The 25,902-nt window shown below is 46.7% G+C and carries 22 protein-coding genes; 21 read left to right on the plus strand and 1 reads right to left on the minus strand.

The window, feature by feature from the left end; translation table 11 throughout:
• Position 1 precedes the first annotated feature (1 nt).
• The 20 genes from QZV24_RS01765 to QZV24_RS01860 all read left to right on the plus strand — a co-directional run bounded on the left by QZV24_RS01765 (position 2) and on the right by QZV24_RS01860 (position 22,482).
• Positions 2–703 carry a GntR family transcriptional regulator gene (locus tag QZV24_RS01765; RefSeq protein ID WP_290655080.1) on the plus strand — a complete coding sequence of 234 codons (702 nt, stop codon included), beginning with the start codon at positions 2–4 and terminating at the stop codon, positions 701–703.
• Between the two features lie 27 nt (positions 704–730).
• Complete coding sequence (gene glmU, locus QZV24_RS01770; protein WP_294519227.1) at positions 731–2,098, plus strand: bifunctional UDP-N-acetylglucosamine diphosphorylase/glucosamine-1-phosphate N-acetyltransferase GlmU; 1,368 nt, start codon at positions 731–733, stop codon at positions 2,096–2,098.
• 97 nt (positions 2,099–2,195) lie between these two features.
• On the plus strand, positions 2,196–3,146 hold the full coding sequence (locus QZV24_RS01775) for a ribose-phosphate pyrophosphokinase (RefSeq protein WP_294519230.1): 951 nt from the start codon (positions 2,196–2,198) through the stop codon (positions 3,144–3,146).
• Positions 3,147–3,254: 108 nt separating this feature from the next.
• The gene (locus QZV24_RS01780; RefSeq protein WP_294519233.1) at positions 3,255–4,421 is read left to right on the plus strand and encodes an aminotransferase class I/II-fold pyridoxal phosphate-dependent enzyme; all 1,167 of its coding nucleotides are present in this window, start codon (positions 3,255–3,257) and stop codon (positions 4,419–4,421) included.
• A 126-nt stretch (positions 4,422–4,547) separates the two neighbouring features.
• A complete protein-coding gene (locus tag QZV24_RS01785) occupies positions 4,548–6,053 on the plus strand; it encodes a Na+/H+ antiporter NhaC family protein (protein ID WP_294519235.1) in 1,506 nt (501 codons plus the stop codon).
• Positions 6,054–6,203: 150 nt separating this feature from the next.
• Positions 6,204–6,890, plus strand: coding sequence for a cell division ATP-binding protein FtsE (ftsE, locus tag QZV24_RS01790; RefSeq protein ID WP_290655003.1), 687 nt, complete (start codon positions 6,204–6,206; stop codon positions 6,888–6,890).
• Complete coding sequence (ftsX, locus tag QZV24_RS01795; protein WP_294519239.1) at positions 6,880–7,767, plus strand: permease-like cell division protein FtsX; 888 nt, start codon at positions 6,880–6,882, stop codon at positions 7,765–7,767. The genes ftsE and ftsX overlap by 11 nt, the downstream gene beginning before the upstream one ends.
• A gap of 9 nt (positions 7,768–7,776) precedes the next feature.
• Positions 7,777–8,910 (plus strand): murein hydrolase activator EnvC, encoded by a 1,134-nt coding sequence (locus QZV24_RS01800; protein ID WP_294519242.1) that lies wholly within the window; start codon positions 7,777–7,779, stop codon positions 8,908–8,910.
• A gap of 270 nt (positions 8,911–9,180) precedes the next feature.
• Positions 9,181–10,335, plus strand: a complete 1,155-nt coding sequence (locus QZV24_RS01805; RefSeq protein WP_294519244.1) for a S41 family peptidase — start codon at positions 9,181–9,183, stop codon at positions 10,333–10,335.
• A gap of 123 nt (positions 10,336–10,458) precedes the next feature.
• On the plus strand, positions 10,459–11,763 hold the full coding sequence (locus QZV24_RS01810) for a TolC family protein (protein ID WP_294519247.1): 1,305 nt from the start codon (positions 10,459–10,461) through the stop codon (positions 11,761–11,763).
• 24 nt (positions 11,764–11,787) lie between these two features.
• Positions 11,788–12,921 carry an efflux RND transporter periplasmic adaptor subunit gene (locus QZV24_RS01815; protein WP_290655008.1) on the plus strand — a complete coding sequence of 378 codons (1,134 nt, stop codon included), beginning with the start codon at positions 11,788–11,790 and terminating at the stop codon, positions 12,919–12,921.
• 18 nt (positions 12,922–12,939) lie between these two features.
• On the plus strand, positions 12,940–13,656 hold the full coding sequence (locus tag QZV24_RS01820) for an ABC transporter ATP-binding protein (RefSeq protein WP_290655009.1): 717 nt from the start codon (positions 12,940–12,942) through the stop codon (positions 13,654–13,656).
• The gene (locus QZV24_RS01825) at positions 13,646–14,863 is read left to right on the plus strand and encodes an ABC transporter permease (RefSeq protein WP_294519252.1); all 1,218 of its coding nucleotides are present in this window, start codon (positions 13,646–13,648) and stop codon (positions 14,861–14,863) included. The genes QZV24_RS01820 and QZV24_RS01825 overlap by 11 nt, the downstream gene beginning before the upstream one ends.
• Before the next feature lie 168 nt (positions 14,864–15,031).
• Entirely contained in the window at positions 15,032–17,536 is a 2,505-nt protein-coding gene (locus QZV24_RS01830) for an autotransporter outer membrane beta-barrel domain-containing protein (protein WP_294519255.1), read from the plus strand.
• A 159-nt stretch (positions 17,537–17,695) separates the two neighbouring features.
• The gene (tsaE, locus tag QZV24_RS01835) at positions 17,696–18,172 is read left to right on the plus strand and encodes a tRNA (adenosine(37)-N6)-threonylcarbamoyltransferase complex ATPase subunit type 1 TsaE (RefSeq protein ID WP_294519258.1); all 477 of its coding nucleotides are present in this window, start codon (positions 17,696–17,698) and stop codon (positions 18,170–18,172) included.
• A complete protein-coding gene (gene tsaB / locus QZV24_RS01840; protein WP_294519261.1) occupies positions 18,160–18,894 on the plus strand; it encodes a tRNA (adenosine(37)-N6)-threonylcarbamoyltransferase complex dimerization subunit type 1 TsaB in 735 nt (244 codons plus the stop codon). Before tsaE ends, tsaB begins: the two co-directional genes overlap by 13 nt.
• Positions 18,891–19,340, plus strand: a complete 450-nt coding sequence (rimI, locus tag QZV24_RS01845; RefSeq protein WP_290655014.1) for a ribosomal protein S18-alanine N-acetyltransferase — start codon at positions 18,891–18,893, stop codon at positions 19,338–19,340. The genes tsaB and rimI overlap by 4 nt, the downstream gene beginning before the upstream one ends.
• A 19-nt stretch (positions 19,341–19,359) precedes the next feature.
• The gene (gene tsaD, locus QZV24_RS01850; protein WP_294519264.1) at positions 19,360–20,388 is read left to right on the plus strand and encodes a tRNA (adenosine(37)-N6)-threonylcarbamoyltransferase complex transferase subunit TsaD; all 1,029 of its coding nucleotides are present in this window, start codon (positions 19,360–19,362) and stop codon (positions 20,386–20,388) included.
• A gap of 85 nt (positions 20,389–20,473) precedes the next feature.
• Complete coding sequence (locus tag QZV24_RS01855; protein ID WP_294519267.1) at positions 20,474–21,910, plus strand: sensor histidine kinase; 1,437 nt, start codon at positions 20,474–20,476, stop codon at positions 21,908–21,910.
• Positions 21,907–22,482: an ANTAR domain-containing response regulator gene (locus QZV24_RS01860; RefSeq protein ID WP_294519270.1), complete on the plus strand. Its 576-nt coding sequence runs from the start codon at positions 21,907–21,909 to the stop codon at positions 22,480–22,482. The genes QZV24_RS01855 and QZV24_RS01860 overlap by 4 nt, the downstream gene beginning before the upstream one ends.
• A 170-nt stretch (positions 22,483–22,652) precedes the next feature.
• On the opposite strand, the gene QZV24_RS01865 is transcribed toward QZV24_RS01860, so the two are convergent.
• Positions 22,653–23,930 (minus strand): serine dehydratase subunit alpha family protein, encoded by a 1,278-nt coding sequence (locus QZV24_RS01865; RefSeq protein ID WP_294519274.1) that lies wholly within the window; start codon positions 23,928–23,930, stop codon positions 22,653–22,655.
• Positions 23,931–24,284: 354 nt separating this feature from the next.
• Here QZV24_RS01865 and QZV24_RS01870 point away from each other — a divergent pair, with 354 nt between their 5' ends.
• Entirely contained in the window at positions 24,285–25,391 is a 1,107-nt protein-coding gene (locus tag QZV24_RS01870) for a Fic family protein (protein ID WP_294519277.1), read from the plus strand.
• Positions 25,392–25,902: the final 511 nt, after the last annotated feature.

Here is a 25,902-nt window from a genome sequence, read left to right on the forward strand (position 1 = left end):
GATGGAGCATAAATTATCACCTATTAAATTAGACAGTTATCAGCCCCTGCGGGAGGTAGTGTGTGAAACCTTGCGGGATGCTATTCGCAAGGGCACCCTGAAGCCGGGGGAAAGATTGATGGAAATCCAGTTGGCCGAGGAGCTGGGAGTGAGCCGTACGCCGGTACGGGAGGCCATCCGTAAGCTGGAGCTGGAGGGGTATGTCATTATGATGCCTCGTCGTGGTACTTATGTGGCCAACTTGTCTATCAGGGATGTCAACGAGGTGTTTGAAATTCGTACATCCTTGGATTCATTGGCCAGCGGACTGGCTGCGGAGCGGATTACCGATGAGGAGTTAGAGCGTTTGCAGCGGCTGTTGGTGGCCATTGGTGGCTATATTGAGGCCAACGATATGGAAAAAATTGTCGAAACTGATACAGAATTTCATGACCTGCTGTATCAGGCCAGCCGCAATTCCCGACTGGTAGGGATAATTTTTAATCTGCGGGAGCAGCTCACCAGATTCCGTTCGACATCCATGGCCTTCCCGGGGCGTCTGAAGGCTACTTTGGAGGAGCATCGCCGGATTGTGGATGCCATCGCTCAGGGGGATGTGGCTGAGGCTCAGGCTGCGGCGGAATACCATATGGAAAAATCCGAGCAGACCCTGCTGCAGAGCATGGAAGCTTTAAAGCAACAGCGGGAAAAGAAAGAAAAATAATATAGATAATAATTGGAGGCAATTTTAATGCTGGATTTAGTTACAGTAATATTAGCGGCGGGCAAGGGCACCAGAATGAAGTCCAAGCTGCCAAAGGTTTTGCATAAGGTGGCCGGAAAGTCCATGCTGCAGCATGTGTTGGATGCTGCTACTAAGGCAGGGTCAAAACGCAATGTGGTTGTTGTTGGCTTTGGCGGTGAGAAAGTAAAGGAAGCCATGGGCGATCAGGCTGAATTTGTGGTACAGGCCGAGCAGCTGGGGACTGGCCATGCGGTAAAGCAGGCTGCACCGCTTTTGGCTCAGGAAAATGGTACTGTTATGGTGCTTTGCGGTGATACCCCATTGGTTACGGCCGATTTAATTACCAAGCTGTATGAGGGCCACAAGGCGGCTGGGGCCAAGGCAACGGTTCTTACAGCTATCATGCCGGATGCGACCGGTTATGGGCGAATCATCCGTACAGCGGATGGCGATGTGGCCAAGATTGTGGAGCAAAAGGATGCCACGGAGGAAGAACGCCAGGTCAAGGAAGTAAACTCCGGTATTTATTGCTTTGAGTGCAAGGATTTGTTTGCTGCCTTGGAAAAGGTGGGCTGTGATAACGCTCAGGGCGAATATTATCTTCCGGATGTATTGGGTATCCTGCGGGAGCAGGGGGAAAAAATCTGGGCTGTAGCGGCTGATGATTACGAGTCTACCCTGGGAATAAATTCTCGGGTACAGCTTTCCGGCGCAGAAAAGATTTTGCGTCGTCGGAAGAATATTGAGTTGATGGATAACGGCGTTACCCTGATGGACCCGGATAGCACCTTTGTGGATGCTGATGTTGAGGTAGGGGCGGATACGGTTATCTATCCATTCACCTGGCTGGAGGGTAAGACCAAAGTGGGCTCCAACTGCCAGATTGGTCCTAACTGCCGGTTTAGCAATGTGACCATCGGTGATGATGTAACGGCCCATTTTGCATATGGTCACGACTGTATCGTAGATGATGGAGTTGATTTTGGTCCATATGTACATCTGCGGCCAAATACCCATATTGGCAAGGGCGTACATATCGGCAATTTCGTTGAGGTTAAAAATTCCAATGTAGGCGAGGGGACTAAGCTGCCCCATCTCCAGTATATTGGTGATGCAGATGTAGGCCGGAATGTTAACTGCGGTTGCGGTACGGTAACTGTAAATTATGACGGCAAAAACAAGCATCGTACCGTTATTGGCGACAATGCCTTCGTGGGTTGCCAGACAGCTTTGGTAGCACCGGTTACGGTAGGTGAGGGAGCATATATAGGCGCCGGATCCACCATTACCAAGGACATTCCGGCTGCTGATTTGGCCATCGCCCGGGCTCACCAAAAAAATATATCCGGATGGGCAGATAAACGAAAAAAATAAAGTGGAATTTTCAGTGGTTTACTGATAATATATATGAGGAAATTTTTTTTTCCAAAATTGAAAATTGTTTTTATGAATTTGGAGGCCTTAAAACAAAATGTCACAATCTGCAAAGAGTAACATGCGTCTTTTAGCTGGTAATGCAAATCCTGAGCTGGCTAAGGAAATTGCCGAGCACCTTGGTATTGAGCTTATCGAGGCTCAGGTGGGTCATTTCAATAATGGCGAAATTCAGGTAATGATCAGCGAAAGTATCCGCGGTAAGGATATTTTCATTATTCAGCCTACCTGCCAGCCAGTTAATGAGAACTTGATGGAGCTCTTAATAATGACTGATGCCTGCAAGCGTGCGTCGGCCCATAGCGTAACTGCTGTTGTTCCTTATTATGCCTATGCCCGTCAGGATCGGAAGACCCGTGGACGCGAACCTATTTCTGCCAAGCTGGTGGCCAATCTGATGCATACTGCTGGTATGGACCGGGTGGTTACAGTTGATTTGCATGCTGGTCAGATTCAGGGGTTCTTTGATATTCCAGTGGATCATCTGGCTGCAGCACCTGCTATGGCGGAATATTTCCATGAGCAGAATCTGGAAAATGTTGTGGTTGTATCACCTGATTTGGGTGGTGTAACCAGAGCCCGCAAGATGGCTGACCTTTTGGATGCCGGTATTGCCATTGTGGAAAAGCGTCGTCCTCGTCCAGGCTGTGCCGAGGTTATGAACCTTATCGGTGAAGTCAAGGGCAAGACCTGCATAATGATTGATGATATGGTAGATACTGCCGGTTCTCTCTGCGAGGGAGCCAAGGCGTTGAAGAAGATGGGAGCCAAGGAGGTTTATGCCTGCTGCACCCATGGTATTTTGACTGATCCGGCTGTACAGCGTATAAATGACTCTGTAATCAAGCAGCTGATAATAACCAATACCATCCCATTGCCACCGGAAAAGAAATCTTCCAAGATAGTATCCATTTCCCTGGCTCCAATGCTGGCAGAGTTTATTGACTGTATCTATAATAATGGGTCTGTAAGTAAGCTTTTTAAATAAGACTTATTCAGTGGGAGGTTTAGCACCCATTAGCGTGGGGTTAAATAATGCATTGTGATTAGGGGCTGTAAAACAGCCCCTTTGTTTTTTATTATTAGGAGTGGGAAGATGAAATTTGCAAAGAGAATGGACCAGTTCGGCGAAGGGGTGTTTTCCCGGCTGGCAGAAATGAGAAAACAGCGGGTAGCCCAAGGGAAAAATGTAATTGATTTAAGTATTGGAGCTCCGAATATCCCGCCGGATAAGCGGATAATGGAGGCTATGGCCAAGGCGGTAATGGATCCGGGCAATTATGTGTATGCTATTTCTGATACCAAGGCCATGCTTGATGCTGTAGCAACCTGGTACAAGCGCCGATATAAGGTGGAGCTGCAGGCGGACAAGGAAATTTGTTCCCTTATTGGTTCCCAGGACGGGTTGGCCCATATTGCTCTTTCCATTCTTGACCCAGGGGATTTGATGCTGGTTTCGGATCCATGCTATCCAATATTTGCCGATGGACCAAAGCTGGCCGGAGCAGAATTATACTATATGCCCCAGAAAAAGGAACACAACTATGTTATCCAGTTGAAGGATATTCCTGCGGATGTAGCCAGACGGGCCAAGCTGATGCTGGTATCCTATCCGAATAATCCAACCGCGGCTATGGCACCAAGAGAATTCTATGAGGAATTGATCGAATTTGCCAAGAAATATGACATCATTGTTATTCATGACAATGCCTACAGTGAGCTGGTGTTTGACGGAGCTACCTGGGGCAGCTTTTTGGAGCTGCCGGGGGCCAAGGAGGTAGGGGTGGAATTCAATTCCCTTTCCAAGACCTACGGTCTGGCAGGAGCCCGTATCGGCTATTGTGTCGGCAATGAGCAGGTAGTGGGCATGTTAAAAACGCTGAAATCCAATATTGATTACGGTATGTTCCTGCCGATTCAAGCGGCAGCCATTGAAGCCATCAGTGGCAATCAGGATATCGTGGCAGAGACCAGGGCGGCCTACGAGCGGCGTCGGGATGTGCTGTGTGATGGACTGATTGAGGCTGGCTGGCAGATGGATAAGCCACCGGGAACAATGTTTGTTTGGGCACCAATTCCGGCCAAGTATGCCACCTCGGAGGAGTTTGTGAAGGATTTGCTGGATAAGACCGGCGTTCTGGTAACTCCGGGCAGTGCTTTCGGTCCATCCGGGGAGGGGTATGTCCGTATGGCGCTGGTTCAGTCCGAGGAAGATATGCAGGCAGCCGTGGATGCGGTTAGGTTATCAAAAATATTTGACTGAACAAACTATATAAAAAATATTATAGTAGGTAGCTTGATTATGTATTTTTTGGTTGAGAAGAAAGAGAATTTATATTAAAATAAATGAGTATTTATTCTTAATCTTAAATAGAAAGTGGGAAGATATATGGTAGAATCTGTTTGGTCAATACTGCCACCGATAATCACCATTGTGTTGGCCTTGTTGACAAAGGAAGTGTATATGTCATTGCTCATCGGTATTTTTTCCGGTGCGATGCTGTACACCCAGTTTAATGTTCTGGAAGCAATAATGACCATGTTTGATGTAATGGCTGACAAGGTTGGCGGAAATGTCAATATTCTGGTATTTCTGGTTATCCTTGGTATTCTGGTGGCGGCAATCAGTCGTTCCGGTGCTACTCGGGCCTATGGTGAATGGGCGGCCAGAAATATCAAGGGACGCCGCAGTGCTATGCTTCTTACGGCGGTGCTGGGGGTAGTTATTTTTATTGATGACTATTTCAACTGCCTTACTGTTGGTACTGTTATGCGGCCAATTACCGATAAGTTCAAGATTTCCCGGGCTAAATTGGCCTATATTATCGATGCCACTGCGGCTCCGGTATGTATTTTGGCACCGGTTTCCAGCTGGGCGGCAGCTGTAGGCTCATCTTTGCCGGAGGGCAGCGAGATTGACGGCTTTGGCCTATTTTTGCAAACTATTCCATTTAACTTGTACGCCCTGATGACTATGCTGTTTATGCTGTTCATCATCGTTTCCCAGCGGGATGTTTTTTCCATGGCCGCTTATGTAAAAAAGAACCAGGAAAATTTCATTGTTCCAAAGGAATATCGTGACAGTGAGCAGGAAGGCCCGGACGGTAACGGCAAAATCTTCGACCTGATACTGCCACTGGTGGTGCTGATTGTGGCCTGCGTATACGGCATGCTGTATACCGGCGGTATCAATGAAGGCAAGAGCATAGCGGATGCCTTTGCTGATTGTGATGCCTCCAAGGCACTGGTATTTGGCTCCTTTATTGCTTTTGTTTTTACGGCACTACTATATCTCCCACGGAAGGTTATTACATTTAAGTCCTTCTGCGAGACCTTTGTGCAGGGCTTTAAGGCCATGACCCCGGCTAACCTTATTCTTTGCTTTGCCTGGACTTTATCCGGTATCTGCAGCGATAAGTATCTGAATCTGGGTGGCTATGTTGGCATGCTGGTTAGTGCCAACACAGAGGTTGTTGCCTTCCTGCCGGTTATTTTCTTTGTTGTAGCGATTATTTTGGCATTTGCTACCGGTACTTCCTGGGGTACATTTGGTATCCTGATACCGATTGCTGTGGCTGTTATTGGGCCAAATGATGTTAATCTGCTGGCTATTACCGTGGCAGCTATCTTGTCCGGTGCTGTGGGCGGTGACCATGCATCACCGATTTCCGATACCACTATTTTGGCATCTGCCGGTGCCCAGTGTAGTCATCTGGACCATGTAGGTACTCAGATTCCTTATGTGCTGATTGTGGCCGGAGCCAGCTTTGTAGGCTATTTGGTGGATGGCTTTACATTGAACGGATGGGCTGGTCTGGCAACTACCTTTGGTATTTTGGCAGTAATAATGATGATTATTGTGGCCAAGGTTAAGCCAGTGGATGTAGACCACTAAAGAATAAAAACAACAGTATGTGCCGAAGTGAGAAATCATTTCGGCACATTTTTTTTCGGGTCAGCAAATGGAATTCATATCCTGTTTATTCTTTTAGAATAGGTAGTTTTGTGATAGAATAAAAGATAGTGTAGAAATGGAGGTTTCTCTATGATTCATATGAATGATGTTATGAAGGTATACGACAATGGTGCCGTGGCCTTGAATCATGTCAATGTAGATATCAAAAAGGGTGAATTTGTCTTTTTGGTCGGTCCAAGTGGTGCCGGCAAGTCCACCTTTATAAAGATGCTGTTTCGCGAGGTGCTGCCATCTTCCGGTATTTTGACGGTAAATGGCCGGGATATTATTCGTATGTCTCCCCGGGATGTCCCATATCTGCGCCGTAGCTTAGGGGTTATCTTTCAGGATTACCGTTTGCTGCCGGATAAGACTGTGTATGAAAACATTGCTTTCGCTATGCAGGTTATTGAGGCCCCTCGCCGTATGATGCAGCGTAATGTAAATAATGTATTGGATATTGTTGGATTGCGGGATAAGTATAAATGCTTCCCGAACCAGCTGTCCGGTGGTGAGCAGCAGCGTGTGGCTATTGCCCGGGCTATTGTGAACAATCCGGCTATTGTTATCGCTGATGAGCCTACAGGAAATCTGGACCCGGAAACCTCCTGGGGTATTATGGATATATTTAAGAGCATAAATGCGTCGGGTACCACTATTGTTATGGCAACTCACGATAAGACAATTGTGGATGCCATGCAAAAACGGGTTATTGCCATTGAAAATGGTGAAATAGTCCGGGATGAGGCACGGGGAGGTTACGGCTATGAAAATTAGTACATTGGAATACTTTGTCCGGGAAGTATTCAACTCCTTAAAGCGCAACAATTGGATGTCGGTAGCCTCCGTTGGTACGGTGGCGGTATCCTTGTTTATCTTCGGTATGTTCCTCATGCTGGTCATGAATATGAACAAGATGGTGGAGTCCCTGGAGTCTCAGGTTCAGATAAAGGTTTATCTGAAGGATAATTTTTCCCGGGATGACGCCAGAGCTTTGGAAGTAGATCTGAAAAATATGCAGGGGGTAGAGAAGGTTACCTTTGTTCCAAAGGAAGAGGCCATGGAAAAATTCAAGGAGCGGTTGGGCGACCAGAAAACGCTGTTGGAGGCTCTGGATGATACCAATCCTTTGCCGGATTCCTTTGAGGTAATGCTGATTCAGCCTGAACTGGTAAAGACGGCGGCTGAAGCTATTGAAAAGTACGAAGGGGTGGAAGCTGCCAAATACGGACAGGATGTAATGGAGCATCTTTTTGATATTACCCGTCTTATCCGAATATTTGGTTTCGCCTTGATGTTTGTTCTGGCACTGGCCACCTTGTTTATTATTGCCAATACCATAAGATTGACGGTATTTGCCCGCCGGAAGGAAATTGCCATTATGAAATATGTTGGGGCCACAGACTGGTTTATTCGTTGGCCGTTTGTGCTGGAAGGTATGGTAATGGGCCTGTTCGGCAGTTTAATTGCTTCGATAATACTTAGATTTTCCTACGCGGGGATTACCGCCAAGATATACAGTACATTGGCCTTTTTCCCGCTTATTCCGGAGTACCCGTTTCTGGATTATGTCACCTGTGTTGTAATGCTGGGGGGCATGATTATGGGGGCAATCGGCAGTGCGGTGTCCATTAAGCGGTTCCTGAAGGTCTGAGGTGGCGTTATGAGATTTTTTACCAAAGGGAAAAAGATTTCTGCCCTGATGATGGCCCTGCTTATGAGTTTGTCAGTTGCCACAACGGCTATGGCTGATGATTTGGAAGATCAGCTGGAGGACCTGAAGCAGAAGGCCGCCGAGCAGCAGGAGATTACCCAGAAGGCCCAGCAACGGGTGGATAGCCTGTCGGAACAGCTAAGAATATTGCAGGTGGATGTGGATGCAGCTACCGAGGCCTACAATGAGGTCACGGGCAAGCTGAACAGTGTACAGGCTGATATAAATGATAATACTGCACTTTTGGCAGAAACCGAGCGGGATTTGAAAAAGAAAAATGTGATCCTTTCCAAACGCATCCGGGATATTTATATCAATGGGCAAATAAGCTATGTGGATGTGTTATTCGGGGCCAAGGATTTTTCCGATTTGCTTACCCGCATGGATATATTGAAGCGTATCATCAAGCATGATTACGATTTGATTATGAAAGTCAAGTCCGACCGCCAGGTGGTAATGGATACCAAGTCCAAGCTGGAAAGGGACAAGGCGGATGTAGAGGTGCTGGTGGCCGAGGCTGAGAAAAAGCAGGCCCTAATGCTGAATAAAAAGCAGGAACAGCAGGCACTGCTGAACAAGGCTGAATACGATAAGGAAGTTTCTGAGCAGGCCTATGAAGAAATTATGGCCGCATCAGAGGAAATTACCCAGATGATCCGCCGCAGCCAGATGAGTGGCGGCTATGCGACAGTTACCGGTTCCGGGGCGATGATTTGGCCATTGGATGGTCCGATTACTTCGGAGTTTGGCTGGCGTACCCATCCTATTTTTGGTACCCAGCGGTATCATAGTGGTTTGGATATTGGCGGTGACTATGGGCTGCCAATTGTGGCCGCGGCCAGCGGAACAGTAATTCATTCCGGCTGGATAAGCGGATATGGCAATACCATTATTATTGACCACGGTGGTGGAATTACCACCTTGTATGGTCACAATAGTTCCCTGACAGTTGGTGTGGGTGAGTATGTTTCCCAAGGGCAGACTATTGCTATTTGTGGTTCGACCGGTAATTCTACCGGACCTCATTGTCATTTCGAGGTCCGTGAAAACGGAGAGCCTGTAAGCCCATATGGGTATCTATAACGAGCTTTAAGATGTCCCCCACCCCTTTAGGTGGGGGGGAAACAAACTTTAACAGCTGGCGAGCATATCTCCCAGCTCGTTGCGACGCAAAGCTAGTCCCTGTGGGGAAACGCTAATTGGAAGATTTTTCTTCTTAAAGAAGAAAAATTTGAACAATGGCGTTATAATTATTGTTTTGATAAGTTTGCTCTTTCACTGTTCTTTCGGGGGTGGTGGAAGAGCTACGCTTTTATTTAGGGGCCTTTGGGTAGTGAAAGATTGGAGAAATAGATGAATCAGAAATTGAAATATGTTCTGGTAGCGATTGTTACCATGCTAGTTACTGTGGTAATGATGACCAGTTTAATATTTTTTGCATTGGGCGGCACGATGGAAAAAGCGGCAGATATGGTCCGTTTTATCGCTGCGGTCCGTTTTGTGGAGGAAAAATTTGTTGGTGATGTAAATTCGGAAGTGCTGATAAACGGTTCCTTTGATGGCCTGATGAAGTCTTTGGGGGATAAATATTCCGTCTATCTGGATGAGGAGAAATTTCACCAGTTAAGCGATATGAATCAAGGGTCCTTCGGGGGCATTGGCGTGGTAATGAGCTTTGCAGAGCCAGGACACTGCCGGATAATGTCGGTGATGGATAATGCCCCGGGCAAGGAAGCTGGCTTGGAGGCAAATGATGAAATCATCGCCATAGAGGGGGTCCCGGTATCAAACCTGCAACCAGAAGAAGTGGTACTCAGAGTCCGGGGACACGAGGGAACCCCAGTGGTGCTTACTGTACGACGGGAAGGCCAGACAGACCGGGATTATACGATTATTCGCTCCAATATTCATATTGATACGGCGGTGGGGGATGTATTGCCGGATACGGAAATCGGTTATATCCGTATTGCATCCTTCAGTGAAAATACTGCCATTGAATTTGAAGAGGCCCTAAAAAAACAGAAAGCCAAAGGTATTAAGGGTCTTATCATTGATCTTCGGGCCAATCCTGGCGGCCTTATAAAGTCCTGCGTAGAAATCGCCAATCTGGTGGTTCCAGCCGGCGAAATTGTTTCTGTGGTGGACAAATCAGGCCATAAAGAGGTTTATCAGTCAGCCAAGACGGATGAATCCATTCCAATCGTGGTATTGATTGACAACAACAGTGCCAGTGCTTCGGAGATTTTGGCGGGAGCCTTGAAAGACCGCAAGGCGGCTACTCTGGTCGGGGTGAAATCCTACGGCAAAGGCTCGGTACAGACTATTTTGCCACTTTTTAAAGGAGATGGCATCAAGCTGACTGTAGCCAAATATTATACACCGTCCGGTATCAGCATTGACGGTGTAGGTATTGAGCCGGATGTGGAAATTGCCATGCCGGAGAAGCCTGTAACGGATATCCAGTTGGAAAAAGCCATAGAAGTAATGAAGGGTAAATTTAATAACTAATGTAATTTTAATTTTACTCTTATAAAATTATAGTGTTGACATACCATAATTTAAAAAATGCTGTAATAGAATTGGCGTACATATTTTTGAAAGCTATATGGCTTTATTGAAAGGATGTTTTACATGAAAAAGAAATGCTTATTGGGTACCGTCCTGTTGGCCGGCAGTCTATTGGCCGTGCAGCCGGCCTTGGGCCAGTGTGCGGACTTATCCCTGGAAGAAGCCATACAGATTGCCTTAGTAAATAATCCGGATGTGAATATTACCAGATTAGGCGAAGAAACAGCCAAAGCTAAAATAACTCAGGCCAGGGGCAGTAACAGCTTTTCCTGGAAGGCCAGTACCAGCTTTGGAACCTCCGAGGTGGATACCTATGGCTGGGATACCAGCAACAGCACCAGAATTACCGGATCTTTGCCGATATACAACGGTAAGATAAACCATAATAACATTGAAAGTGCCGAAATTGGACTGGATATAGCCAAGCTGCAGACCCAGCGGAAATGGGAGACTATGAAGCTGGAGGTGGTAAAGGCCTACTACAATGTGTTGGAGGCCAAGAAACAGCTGGCTGTTTATCAGGATACAGTAGATAAATATCAACAGCATCTGACCAATGTGGAACAGTTATATTCCGCTGGTAGCAAAGCAAAGATTGATGTGCTCCGTTCCCAGGTTGAGTTGGCCAATGCCAAGCAAAATCTTATCAAGGGAGAGAGCAGCTATGACAACAAGCTGAGTACCTTGCGCAATCTCCTTTATATGGACCAACAATCGCCTATTGTTCTGACGGATGATTTCGTTTATGTTCCATTTGAGCCTGATGTGAATACCTGTGTGGATTACGCACTGAACAATCGCAAGGATTTGGTGGTGGATACCTATCAGCTGAAGCAGAAGGAACTGGCGGTAAAAAATGCCAAAGCCGGTTACTTGCCTAGTGTTGATCTCAGTTTGGGTACAGCCTGGGATAAGCAGGTAATTCCTAGCCGGAACAATCATACCTACTCGGCTACTATTGGTGCCAGCTGGAATATTTTTGACAGTGGGGTTACCAAAGGTAAGATAAATGCGGCCCAGGTGGAACTGGAAACGGCCAAGCTCACGCTGGATAAGGACAAGAACAATGTGAGCCTGAATGTTCGTAATGATTACAATAGTATGCGGGAGGCCGAGAAGCGGTTTGAGTCAACCCAGGAAGCGGTGAAGGAGGCCCAGGAGGATTACTACATCGCCAATGAAAAATACAAGGCCGGTGAAGGCATTATGCTGGATATTATTGACGCACAGACAGCCTTGTCCACGGCTCAGCAGAATTATATCAGTGCCCAGTATGATTATGCCAGATACCGGGCCGCGGTAGAAAGCGATATGGGCTACGATGTGCACCCATCTACGGCAACTGTTGAAAATGCCGTTTTAAAATAATAATACGGAAATCGAGGTACTATTATGAGAAGAAAAAAGACATATACCACGGTTGCGGTCGTTGTTATATTATTGCTGGCCCTGTTTGGCGGTTATAAATACTTCAGCGGGTCTGACAAGGAAAAAAATGCTGCCAGTGCCGAAATAACTGAAGTGAAACGGATGCAGATCAAATCGGTTGTATCAGCTACCGGTACAATTCGACCGGTGGACTCGGTAGAGGTAAGTTCCAAAATTACTGCCCGTATCAAGTCGGTGCTGGTAAAGGAAAATGATAAAGTGAAAGCCGGACAGACGGTGGCCGTTTTGGACGGCAAGGACTATGAGGCCAGTAATGATCAGGCGGCCTTCAAGGTAGTTAATGCCAAGTCAAAATATGACCGGGTGGCGTATCTTAACTCTATCGGTGCCAAGTCACAGGAAGAATTGGAGGATGCCCGCTATACCTACGATGCTGCTGCCAGCTCTTTGGAAAAAACCCAGTCCGATTTAAGTGAAACCATCATTACCGCTCCAATGGATGGCGTTGTTGTTGGCGAGCCAAAGTCTGCCGGCACCATGGCTGTTCAGGGAAATAGTAATCCAACGGTGATTTTGACCATAGCTGATATGAGCAAAAAGCAGATTTTGGCCAAGGTGGATGAAACGGATATCGGCAGTGTGAAGGTAGGACAGAATGCTACTTTTACCGTTGATACATATACCGGCAAGACCTTTACCGCCAGGGTATCCAAAATTTCCCAGACGGATGTTACTAACAGCTGGAATACCAATTCCAGCAGTTCTTCGTCCTCCTCGACTTCGGCCAGCGTAGTGTATTATTATGTGGTGTTGGATGTGGATGATCCCGAAAATCTGTTACTGCCGGCTATGACTGCCCGCGTGGACATAGTGACCTCTGAAAAGGATAGCGCTCTGGTTGTCCCTATTTCGGCATTAAAGACTGATACCAAAGGCTCCTATGTAATATTGAATCTCCCTGATGGAACGAAGGAAAACCGTTATGTCAGCACCGGAATTTACAGTGATGAATATGTGGAGATTGAGAGTGGTCTGACCGACGGGGATAAAGTGGTTATTACATATAAGGCTAAATCCAGTACTGCTGCTAACTCCAGCGGACAGAAGCGGGGTGGCATGGGCAGACCGCCAATGTAAGCATGGAGGTTGATAAGCATGAGTAACATTGAGAAGATTACTATCAGCCTCAGAGGAATTAAAAAGCTGTATAAAGTGGGTGACCAGGAGGTTGCTGCTTTAAATGGCATTGATTTGGACATTAAGGAAGGGGAATTTGCCGCTTTGATGGGGCCTTCCGGTTCTGGTAAATCCACCCTGATGAATATTTTGGGCTGTCTGGACCGTCCAAGTGTGGGCTCGTACAAGCTGGATGGTAATGAAGTGGCGCATTTAAGTGATGATATGCTGGCCAAGACCCGTAACCAAAAAATAGGCTTTGTATTTCAGAATTTTAATCTGTTATCCCGGATTTCTGCCTTGGACAATGTAGCTTTGCCTCTGGTTTATGCAGGGGTGGATTCGGATGAACGGGAAGAACGGGCCATGTATTTTTTGGAGCAGGTGGGACTGGCTGATAGAGCTGATCATCAGCCGAATGAATTGTCCGGCGGTCAGCGGCAGCGGGTGGCGATCGCCCGGGCCCTGGTCAATGACCCACAGATTATTATGGCGGATGAGCCTACTGGTAATCTTGATACTAAGTCTACCAAGGAAATAATGGAAATATTTGAGAAAATGCATGATATGGGCCGCACCATAATTTTGGTTACCCATGAACCGGATATCGCAGTATGTGCCAGCCGGCAGCTGTTGGTCCGGGATGGTGTGATAACCAGAGATGAGGGAAAGGGCGTGGTTTTGGATGTTGTTTAAAGAAAGCTTTTCCATGGCTTTTACCGCCCTTTTGGCCAATAAAATGCGTTCCCTGCTGACGATGCTGGGCATAATTATCGGTGTTGGCGCCGTAATTGCCATGGTATCAGTTGGTATGGGTGTAAAGAGTAATGTAGTAAGCAGTATTTCCAGTCTTGGCAGTAATATGCTTATAGTTTCGCCTGGCTCCGCTAATCGAGGGGGAGTCCGGGGGGCAGCCGGTTCCCATACATCCTTAAAATATGAGGATGCCCAGGCCATTAAGAACAAGGTGAAAAATATTGATTTTGTTTCACCGACAGTGTCCCGGTCTTACCAAATTGTCAATGGCAATCAGAACTGGAATTCATCGGTAATGGGAGTCACACCGGAATACATGGCCATTCGGTCTTTGGAAGTTGGCACCGGATCCTTTGTCAGCGAAAGTGACATAACCAAACGCAACCGTGTGGCAGTTATTGGAAGTACGGTAGCCACCAATCTGTTTGGTAACAGCAATCCGGTTGGGCAAAATATCAGAGTGAATAACCAACCCTTTAAGGTGATTGGCGTGCTGGAAAGTAAGGGACAGTCCTCCATGGGGCAGGATCAGGATGATGTGGTTATTGTACCACTTACTACGGCTATGGAGCGTCTGCTGGCCGTAACTTATGTATCATCTGTTAATATTCAGGTATCTGATGCCAATAAGATGGATCAGGTACAGGAGGATATAGAGGTGCTGTTGCGTCAGCGTCACAAGATCGTTGGCGACAAGGAGGACGATTTCAATGTCCGGAATATGACCAGCCTGATGGAGACTATGAACCAGACTACTACCATGTTGACATTGCTTTTGGGCAGTATTGCTGGTATTTCCCTGGTAGTTGGCGGTATCGGTATTATGAATATCATGATGGTATCTGTAACCGAGCGTACCCGGGAAATTGGTATTCGGAAGGCCTTAGGGGCCACCTTTCAAAATATTATGATGCAGTTTTTGATTGAGTCAGTGGTTATTGGCGTTGTAGGAGGTATCATCGGTATCGGCGTAGGATGTGGCTTGTCTGCTCTGGTGGGCAAATTCGGTGATTTTACCACGGTGATTACTTGGTTCCCTATATTTATTTCCTTTACCTTCTCGGTGGGCATAGGTTTGTTCTTTGGTATTTATCCGGCCCGGAAGGCTGCCAAGCTGGACCCGATTGAAGCCCTGCGTTATGAATAATATATGTATTTTACGACCTGTTGCCGTTTGGCAGCAGGTTGTTTTTGTTACGGATATATCACCCCAGAATATTGCTTATTGTGAAAAAAAATTAACTCTTTTGTTGCTAAGATTACCAGGATAGTATAAAATCTTTTTAAAAGAAATGAGGCAAGGGAGGAATAAAGCATGAGAACAAATCGAAAGAATAAAAAGATGGAACGGATTATTTTGGGGGCCCTGATGTTTTCCGGGACTATGCTGGCTGCTCCAGCCTGGGCTTTGGCTAACAATGAGGTGCCGGAGGTGAAGGTGGTCAGTCCGACTGATTTGGCTGCCAAGGTTACGGACCAGACTTTGAAAAAAGAAGGCTTGGACCTGACCGGAACTAAGTATTTGTATGCGCTTAATCCGGCTAATACACCTAAAAAACTGATTATTGACAGTAACGATTCTTTTGTGGACTATCCGGCGGAGTCCTCCTATGCAGCTGGGTTTAACTCGGCTGGTACGGCGGCTGTCAGTGGCTATAAGCTTGAGATTACCCGCTATCCGATGCTTACATATACGAAAGCTGGATATTTGTCTGGCGGACTTATAAATGATGTCAACGGTACCGGAGCAGTTACCGGTAATTCCCTGACCATTTATGGCACCACGGTTAAACAAAACAGCAGTGAGGCGGATGGCGAAGCTCTGGCTGTGACCGGCGGATACAGTACCAAGGGTAATGCTTCCGAAAACGAGCTGTATGTGGATGACGGGACATTCTCCAAAGGGGATAATACTGTAGGGCAAATAACAATGGCAGGCGGTTATTCGGCTAGTGGCGATGCCATCAAAAACACCGCTATAATCCGTAATGGTACTTTTAAAATCTCCGGGCTGTTTGGCGGCGAAACGGGTAGTGGCAATGCAACGGAAAATAAACTGATAATCCACAATGGCGATATTGAGAGTAGCGGCTTTGTGGCAGGTGGCAGCAGTTCTGGTGGTAATGCTACGGGCAATACGGTGAGCATTCATGGCGGAACGGTGGCCTCATCAGGTGGTATTGGGGCTGTGGTCGGTGGAGCCAGTGATAAGGGCAATGCAACCGGCAACAAAGTGGAAATATCCGGGGGTACAGTTAACGCAAATATCTTCGGCGGACTGGTAACTACCCAGGGCAATGCCTCGGACAACACGGTAACTATTAGCAATGAAGCGGCTTTAGGGGCCAATACCATGATATACGGTGGTATGACGATGGATGGGGCGGCCAACAATAATATAGTAAACATTATGAAGGCTATCACCATCAAACATATCATTGGCGGCGAAGGGACATCCGCTTCCGGCAATACCCTCAATGTGTGCGATAAAAATGTGATTGTAGGTAGCGACGGTATTGCAGGCATCCAAAATTATAACTTTTATTTGCCGTCGTCCATTCAATCCGGTGACACCATGCTCACCGTAAACGGCACGGCGCCTACTGATGTGACCGGAACAACCTTTGGGGTAGTAGCTCAGCAGGGGGCTGCATTGGATCAGGGCGACACCATAAAATTATTGACCAATCCTCAGGGACTAACCGGTGATTTTGAAACCCAGGAGTTGACTACGGATAAAACCGGTACAGGTATTACCATATATACTTCCACTAAATTTAAAATTGAAAAAACGGATGAAAATACTATCACTGCCACTGTAAATGGTGAAGAGGTGGTAGAAGCCAATGAAAATGCCAAGTCGCTGCTGGAAACCAAGGCGGCCACTACCACTTATCTGAATGCCGGTGGTGATTTGCTGGCTGGTCAGGGATTTACCCAGGCAGCTGAGGCGGTGGCCCTGAATATAGCATCCAAGAGTCGGGGGAATGCTGTTACAGCTAAAAACAACGGCTTTACCCCATTTGCAGCCTTCAGTGGCTCTAACCTGCGGGCTATTAGTGGTTCGCATGTGGATACCAAGGGCTTTGGCCTGAATGTGGGCTTTGCCCGGGAAATTGCCAACGCCAGCGGTAAGCTGCTGTTTGGTCCAGTGGTGGAATATGGTGGCGGCAGCTATAAGAGTCATCTTGACAATGGTATCACCGGTGAAGGTGGAGCCCATTACCTGGGGCTTGGTCTGATGGCCCGTCAGGTGACCAATAGTGGTTTATATTATGAAGGAAGTATCCGGGCCGGTAGGGTCAATGCCGACTATAAAGGCTGTATCGATGGTGAAAACCCACTGAAATATGATACTTCGTCTAATTACTTTGGGGCGCATCTTGGTATTGGTAAGGTACGGGATATTGGTCATGGGAACACTATGGACAGTTACCTGAAGTATTTTTATACCCATCAGGGGGGCGACAACACTACTATTTATGCGGTAGGGGGCGTGCCTATGGAGGAAGCAACGAAATTTAGCGCTATAAACAGCCATCGGCTTCGTCTGGGGGCGAGAATAACCCATAAGATAAATGAACGAAGCAGTTATTATGGTGGTCTGGCTTATCAGCACGAATTTGGCGGAAAGGCCAGGGCAACCTTTGGCGTGAATGATTCGGTACCAAGCCCAAGTACACGAGGTGGCAGCGGTATGCTGGAACTGGGATGGCAGGTAAAGCCTGGTGGACCAGTGAACATTGACTTGGGTGTGACTGGCTGGGTTGGTAAGCAACGGGGGCTGTCCATGCATGTGGGGGCAACCTGGAATTTCTGATTTAATGTAAAGTGGATGGATGTATGTTCAGGCATATATCCATCCTTTTTTATGGACTGATAAAAATATCATCGGCAAATTTACTGATGCAAAACTGCATTAAATGTGGTAAAATTCCTTGTTAGAATGTTTTTCTGGATGAAAATTTAGGAGAAAAAGATGTTTGAAATAATTTCCAAATCTCCGGCAGAGACGGCTGGTTTAGGCAAGAAAATCGGTGCAATACTGCCGGAGGGTGTAGTGATTTGTTTATATGGTGACCTGGGGGCCGGCAAGACCCTTTTTGTCCAGAATCTGGCCCGGGGAATGGGGATTGATGAGGATGTAACCAGTCCTACCTTTAATATAATGAATGTCTATGAGGGACGGCTGCCGCTGTATCATTTCGACCTGTATCGGCTGGAGCAGGAATACGAGCTGGAGGACATTGGCTTTTTCGACTATGTGGAGGAGTCAGACGGCATTGTGGTCATCGAATGGGCAGACAAGTTTGCTGACTGCCTGCCGGAGGATTATCTTCTTTTATCCATTGAGCGAACCGGCAATGATGATAATGAACGAAAATTGATTTTTGATATACGGGGTACGGCTTATGCCAATATTTTTCAGGAGGTGGGGACGCTGTGCCAATTTTAGCAATGGATACAGCCACAATGGTGTCCAGCGTGGCTGTGGCTGATGATAAGCGACTGCTGGCAGAATTGATTGTGGAAAACAAGCTTACCCATTCCGAAACCCTGCTGCCCAATGTGGAACAGGTGTTGAAGCTGGCTGGGGTAAAGCGGGAAGACTTGGCAGCGATAGCTGTCAGTATGGGACCTGGCTCCTTTACCGGCCTGCGGATTGGTTTGGCAGCGGCCAAGGCTATTGCTTATGGCCTGAATATTCCTCTGGTGGGTATTCCTACTATTGAGGGACTAGCTTGGCATTATCCGGTGCCGGGGGTAACGGTGGCCGGCTTTATCGATGCTCAGAAGGGCAATGTTTATACGTCCCATTACTGTTGGAATGGCAGTGGCTTTGATGAAATAAAGTCCATAGAGGTACTTTCGCTGGCGGAAGCCGTGGATGCCTGTGTTAAAGTCGCCGGACCGGTTGTGGCTGTCGGCGATATGGTGGCAAAAAAGCTTGTGAAACTGGATAATTTGCCGAAAAACTTGATTGTACCACCAAAGCATATGTTGATGCCACGGGCCGCTAATATTGCCATGGCAGGTCTGAACCGATTGGCGGCAGGTCAGATGGACAACATTATGGATATGGAACCAATTTATATCAGAAAATCTGAAGCGGAAGTTCTGTGGGAAAAGCGCCAGCAGGCACTGGCCAATGATGCTGCCGGAAAGGATGCCAAATGATTACTTTTCGGAGGATGGTGCCGGAGGATGCTGATGCATTGGCCGTGGTAGAGGAAAAATGTTTTTCCGTGCCTTGGTCAAGGGAAGCTTTTTGGCGGGATGCATCCAATACGGACGCCTACTATCTGCTGGCTATTGATACCGGACAAAATGACCGTATTATCGGCTATGTGGGGTGTTGGATATTGGCCTATGAGGGGAGTATTACCAATGTGGCCATTGATCCGGAATACCGCCGGCAGGGAATTGGCCGCAAAATGTTGTTGAAGCTTATTGAGATTGTAAAGGAAAAGGGTGTTACCGCCCTGACCTTGGAGGTGCGGGTGTCCAATGCACCAGCTATAAGCCTGTATGAAGGACTGGGCTTTAAAAGTGTTGGGCAGCGGCCAAAATATTATACCAACCCGGTGGAAGCTGCAGAAATAATGTGGAAGACCCACTTATGATTTTAACGACGGAGAAACTATGGATAAGGAAAAAATAATTACATTGGCAATAGAGTCCAGCTGTGATGAAACATCAGCAGCGGTGCTGGAAGGCGGTCGCACTATACTTTCCAATATCATTGCCACTCAAATTCCGATTCATCGGAAGTTTGGCGGGGTGGTACCGGAAATCGCCTCCCGCAAGCATATCATAAATATCATGCCGGTTATTGATGAGGCTTTGTCCAAGGCCGGGAAAACCCTTGATGAAGTAAATCAGGTAGCAGTTACCTATGGGCCGGGATTGGTGGGGGCCCTGTTGGTTGGCGTGTCAGCGGCCAAGGCATTGGCCTTTTCCCGCGATATTCCCCTCATTGGAGTAAATCATTTGGAGGGACATATTTTTGCCAATTTTCTCAGCAGTCCGGAGCTAAAGCCGCCATTTGTGGCTTTGGTAGTGTCCGGCGGCCATACATCCTTGGTGCATGTGAAGGACTATAATTCCTTCTCCCTGATGGGACAAACCCGGGACGATGCGGCCGGTGAGGCTTTTGATAAAGTAGCCCGGGTAATGGGACTGCCCTATCCCGGTGGTCCGCAGATTGACAAGCTGGCCCAGGATGGTAATCCATTGGCTATTGATTTTCCAAGAGCGTTGCAGGAAAAGGGCAATTATGAATTTAGTTTCAGTGGCTTGAAATCAGCGGTGCTGAACTATCTCAACAGCATGAAGCTGAAGAAAATTGAGGTAAACAAGGCGGATGTGGCGGCTTCCTTCCAGCATACTGTCATTGAAGTACTGCTGGCCAAGGCTATGGACGCCATAAAGGAAACCGGCTGTGATACCCTGGTGCTGGCTGGTGGTGTAGCAGCTAACAGTTCCTTGGAGAAGCGCCTGCGGGAGACAACGGCGAAAAATAAGATAAATTTCTATTATCCGGACAAGATTTTATGTACCGATAATGCGGCCATGATTGGTTGCCGGGGATACTATCAGTCTTTGGCCGGGAAATATTCGGATTTGTATTTGAATGCGGTGCCGGGACTGGCATTGCAGGACTTAGAATAATTAGGAACTAGGAATGCGGGACTGAAAATTGCCTGTCTCATGGAGGGGGAGCTATCACATTTAGCGTGACGGATGAGGTGTTGTTATGAAGGAGCAGCAAAAGTCAGATACAGCAATATACAGGCAGTACACGGATTTATCTGCCATGCAGATTGAGCAATTAAAGCGTATGAGCAGCTTTTTCCCGTTTATTGCTGATTTGGCCCACGCCCATTTGCTTTTGTATTTAAAAACAAAGGATGGGGATAAGTATCTGGTGATGAAGCACCACAAGCCCCACACTTTTTTTAGCCAGTTTGAACTGCCGGCGGCTGGGACCATGATTGCTGTTGTGGAAGAACCATTGGTCAGTCGGGTGTTTGAACAAGGCAAAGCAATTCATGGCCGACGGGAATGGCGATTGGGGAACACGCTGGATATGTATGCTTATCCAATAAAGGATGGCAATGACCTTATTGGCGTGGTTACCTTGGAAACCAGTCAGGGCTATGCTACTTCCAGCAGTTATTATCAGCTGCTGGAGGTGGCCGAGATGTTGCTGGACTACTCGAAACGGCAGCTAACACCGGATTTGTTCGGTCCGATTTTTGCTGGTACGGGAATTATCATTGCGGACAAAAATAACCGCATTACATATACCAATTTATCTGCCACTAGAATATATCGGGCACTGGGGATTTACCATCTTATTGGCTGCCGGCTGCCGGACCGGGAAATCAGTGCCATGCTGCACCGGGAAATTATTGACAGCAGTCGTCCCTTTGAAAAGGAAATGCAGGTAGGGGATCTGATTTTACTCCAGCGGGACATAAAATTGGAGGAAGCTGGCGTGATGCAGCGGCGCATACTTTTGTTGGCCGATGTGACCCAGGTGCGGAAGAAGGAGCGGGAAATCAAGATTAAAACCGCTGTTATTCAGGAGATACATCATCGGGTGAAAAACAACCTGCAAACCATTGCCAGCCTGCTCAGACTTCAGGGACGCCGGTCCAAGTTTCCGGAGGTAAAGGCTGCCCTGCAGGAAAGTACCAACCGCATTTTGAGCATGGCCGTGGCCCATGAATTTTTATCCCAGCACGACAAGGAAGAAATCAATGTCATTGAGGTGACCCGCAATATTATTGAGCAGGTGGTACCCAATATGGTGGACAGTGATTTTGTGCTTGAAAGCAAGGTGGAAGGACCGGAAGTGGTGCTGCCATCCAAGAATGCCAGCAATATTGCGGTGATTATCAATGAGCTCATATTGAATTCCATCGAGCATGGCTTCAAGGATCGGAATCGGGGTACTATTGGTCTCAGGACAGAAATAACCGATGAAGAATACATTATTGAGCTTTATGATGATGGTATCGGGCTGCCGGCCGATTTCTCAGTGGAAAAAGCAAAATCCTTGGGACTGCAGATAATAACCACTTTGGTGCAGGATGATATAGGTGGCAGCTTTGAGATGAAAAATGACCATGGTACCCGCTGTATTTTGCGTATACCAAAGATTTATTCGGGAGGCGAGCAAGAATGAACCCGTTAAATATCTTAATTGCTGATGATGAAGCGATAATCCGGATGGATATCAAGGAACTGCTGGAGGAGGCCGGACACAAGGTGGTGGGGGAAGCCACCAATGGCCAGCAGGCGGTGGAGCTGGCTAAAAAAATGAAGCCGGATCTGTGTATTTTTGATATAAAAATGCCGAAAATGGATGGCATTGCTGCTGCCAAGATTGTCAGTAAAGAAAAAATTGCGCCGGTAGTATTGCTGACCGCTTTCAGTCAGCCGGAAATCGTCAAAGATGCTACTGCAGCCGGGGTGTTGGCTTATCTGGTCAAGCCGGTGCAGGAAGCCAATTTGTTCCCAGCCATTGAGGTGGCTATGTCCAGATACAGGGAGATGCAGGGACTTGAGGATGAGCTGCTGAAGGTAAAGGACACATTGGCCATGCGGAAAACTCTGGACCGGGCCAAGGGAATCCTGATGGATGCCCATAATATCAGTGAAAGCGAAGCCTTCAACCGCATCCAGAAATACAGTATGGCCAAACGCAAGACAATAAAAGAAGTAGCAGAAGCGATAATTCGTTCTGCTACCAAATAGAATAATATTGATTGTGAAATACAAAAAGATGCCAGATGGAGAGTCTATAAGCGGACATCATTTTGCCTTGGCACTTAGTGAACATAAGCAAAGCGAATGTGAACTTAGTACCACTAGGCAAAATGTCTCGAGCGCGAGCGTGCCGCGTTAGACCTGCATCTGGCTTTTTATTATTGCCCTATCATCATTTTTATGATTTCCTTGTCGGTTTCTTTCATGCCGATGCGCCCCAGCCGACTGATATTTCGAATGGTGTTCTCCACGCCCTTCAGTACCAGACCGTCACCACCGTAGAATTGCTGGCCGTTGCGGTACATTTCAAAGCCCATAATACCAGCATCTACCGCGGCAGAAATCTTGGCAGCACAGGAGGCCTTGGCTCCATCGCAGACAATGCCGGAGGTGATGGCCAACGCGTTTACAATGGTGTGAATTACCGATTCATAGTCCTTACTGCATAGCCAGGCAATCCCGGCTCCAGCTCCGGCGCCGGCGCTAATGGCCCCACAGTAGGCTGACAGGCGGCCGATGCCCTCTTTTTCGTGGAGGGTTACCAGATTGGACAACAGCAGGGCCCGATACAGTTCTTCCTGACTGGAGCCCAGCTCCTTGGCGTATTCAATAACCGGCAGGGAGACGGTCATTCCCTGATTGCCACTGCCGGAGTTAATGACTACCGGCATTTCACAGCCGTTCATTCGGGCGTCTGAGCCGGCGGCGGCCCTGGCTCTGGCCCGGATATGTATATCATTGCCATAGGCTTTTAGCAAGGTTTTGCCAATATTGGCGCCATAATCGTTTTTCAGCCCCTCATCGGAAATGGCGGTGTTATACGCAATCTGCCGGTCCAGCAGCTCCTGAACATCGGCCAGATCGCAGGTCATGGCAAAGTCGTAAATATCCTCTATGGTCATACACTCATAGTCTGGTTTGCCTGGTTCGGCGGTATCGATGATTTCCTTTTCCAGGATTATCTGGCCGTTTTTGCAGATTTTGACAATGTTAGTATGCTCATTTACCACCTGCACCTGAGCGGTATCTGTTCCTTTAGAAACGGTAACAATAATATCCAGAACATGCTCTGACTGGGCGGCTTCCACCTGAATATCCGTGGTTTCCATATATTGGCTCAGCTGAGCTTTGTCCTCCGGCTTGACACGGGCGATAACCTCCAGCTCAGCGTTGGCATCCCCAGCCAGCACTCCGATGGCCGCGGCGGCTTCAATACCCTTTCGGCCTTCAGTGTTTGGTACAATAACGCTTTTTACATTTTTTATAATATTGCCACTGGCAGCTACAGTGATTTTGTCCGGCAGCGCTCCCAAAGCTTCTCTGGCCTTGGCAGCACAGTAGGCAATGGCAATCGGCTCGGTGCAGCCCATGGCCGGTACCAGCTCCCGTTTGAGAATTTCCACATATGCCTGATAGATTTTATTATTCTTTTCCACACTAAAACCCCTTTGATATTGATATGTCAGTAATCATTATACCGCAGTAGTTCAAATTTTTCTTTTAAAAAAAGAAAAATCTTCCACTAAGTTATACTCAAAATCAGACATTTTCGGAATCTCAACTAACCTAAAAATTTCCTACAACACTTCTCCATAGAAAGACTGCAGCCGGCAGAAATGCCGGCTGTGGTCTTTTTCTGTTGAGCTTTTGCTTACAGGACACTATCTTTTGGCCTACTGCTGCCAACGATATTGTAATGGGATGGCATAATGGAAAATAGTGAAAAAATAGTGAAAATTTAGTGAAACAATAATGGATATGCTGATATAATATTCAAGGGGGGATTGCCTATGATGAAAGTAATTTTGACTAATGAAATCCTAAAATATATAACGGATATAGATAAAAATCGATATAATGTTTCTTCTGTTAAGTTGTCTAAAAATATAGCTGATAAATTACGGAAAAATTCCCAAAAGAAGAGCTCCTTTGCCTCAAACAGGATAGAGGGAAATCCCCTTTCAGTACAACAGGTTGATGAAGTTATAGATAGAGATGAAAGACAGCATTTTCTAAAGCCGGAACAAGAGGTAAGGAATTATTTTTTGGCATTAAAATACTTGGAAGAGAAAGCAAAAAAGAAGGAAAAGCTATCCAAGAAACTTATCCTGGATGTGCAAAAATATGTGGAAAAAGGTGCTTCAAAGGAAAAAATCGGGCTAAGAGGTGCTACGATACCTGGGGTGTTATTTGCAGTATATGATTCCAAGACGGGGAAGCCCGATTACATACCACCAGAATACTGCGATATTCCTGACCTTTTGGACGAGCTGGTGGAGTATGTTAATTCCACCGATGACCACCCGTTGCTGATAGCGGCTGTTGTACACTACCAGCTGGTAACCATTCATCCTTTTGAGGATGGTAATGGTCGAACGGCTCGCTTAGTATCAGGATATATTCTGGATATAAACGGGTATGGCTTCAATGGAATTGGTTCATTGGAAGAATACTTTGCCTATGATGTAAATGAATACTATGAATCTATTCAAATGGGGTTGCCAGCACTGTATTATTCGGGGCGGGACAATCCACCCCATCCAGAGATTTGGATCAAGTATTTCCTGCGAATGGTATTGCTGTATTCAAGCAAGGCTTGTGAATTGTCAGAAAGCGCCAGTGGTGGAGGTGTAAAGGAGAGTTTGTCCTATCTAAAGGCTAAGGAGAAAGATTTGTTGCGGTTGTTGATTAGTAAATACAAAGGTGTGTTTGCACCAATAGAAGTTAGCCGAGACATTGGTGTTACGAATAAAACCGTGATTAACCGTCTGGCCATTCTGGTCAAGAATGGATTCGTTATTCCACATTTGGTAAATGAAAGAATAAGGTCGTATGAGCTTAGTGAGTTTAGCAGGGAAAATGAGAAAGAGATAAAAAAGTTAGTTGCAAGGCTATAGCAACAGATTATGAAGGTCACCACTCACAATACTTCTCCGTAGAAAGACTGCAGCCGGCAGAAATGCCGGCTGTAGTTTTTTTTTGTGTATAGATTTTTACTTGCTGGGTGTTCTGGATGGAAGTGAGGGGATTGCAAACAACGGTATAAGGGAAGATGTATGAGGAGAGAGCCTTCTTAATGATTGTAATTTCTTGACTAAAAAATGCACAGTAAATTATTGGCAGAATATTCTAAAAGTATATAATAATTAAAGAGAACCTCTTTTAACTAGCTGGAATACAAACGCAGTATTGTAACCGGTAATAAAAAAGCTGCTACATGATGTAGCAGCTTAATACTCAAAGCAGCGGAATTGTTCGGGATACCGCTATACCCTACGGCACATAAGGCCTTATCTTAGAACTATTGTTGGATATTGATAAACTGACAATAATCAATAAAAGGTTTTATGTTGGATATTGATAAACCGGCACAACAGTAACTCTAAGTTCATACTCATATTATCACTA

This window comes from uncultured Anaerovibrio sp. (assembly GCA_902786545.1).
Lineage (GTDB): Bacteria > Bacillota > Negativicutes > Selenomonadales > Selenomonadaceae > Anaerovibrio.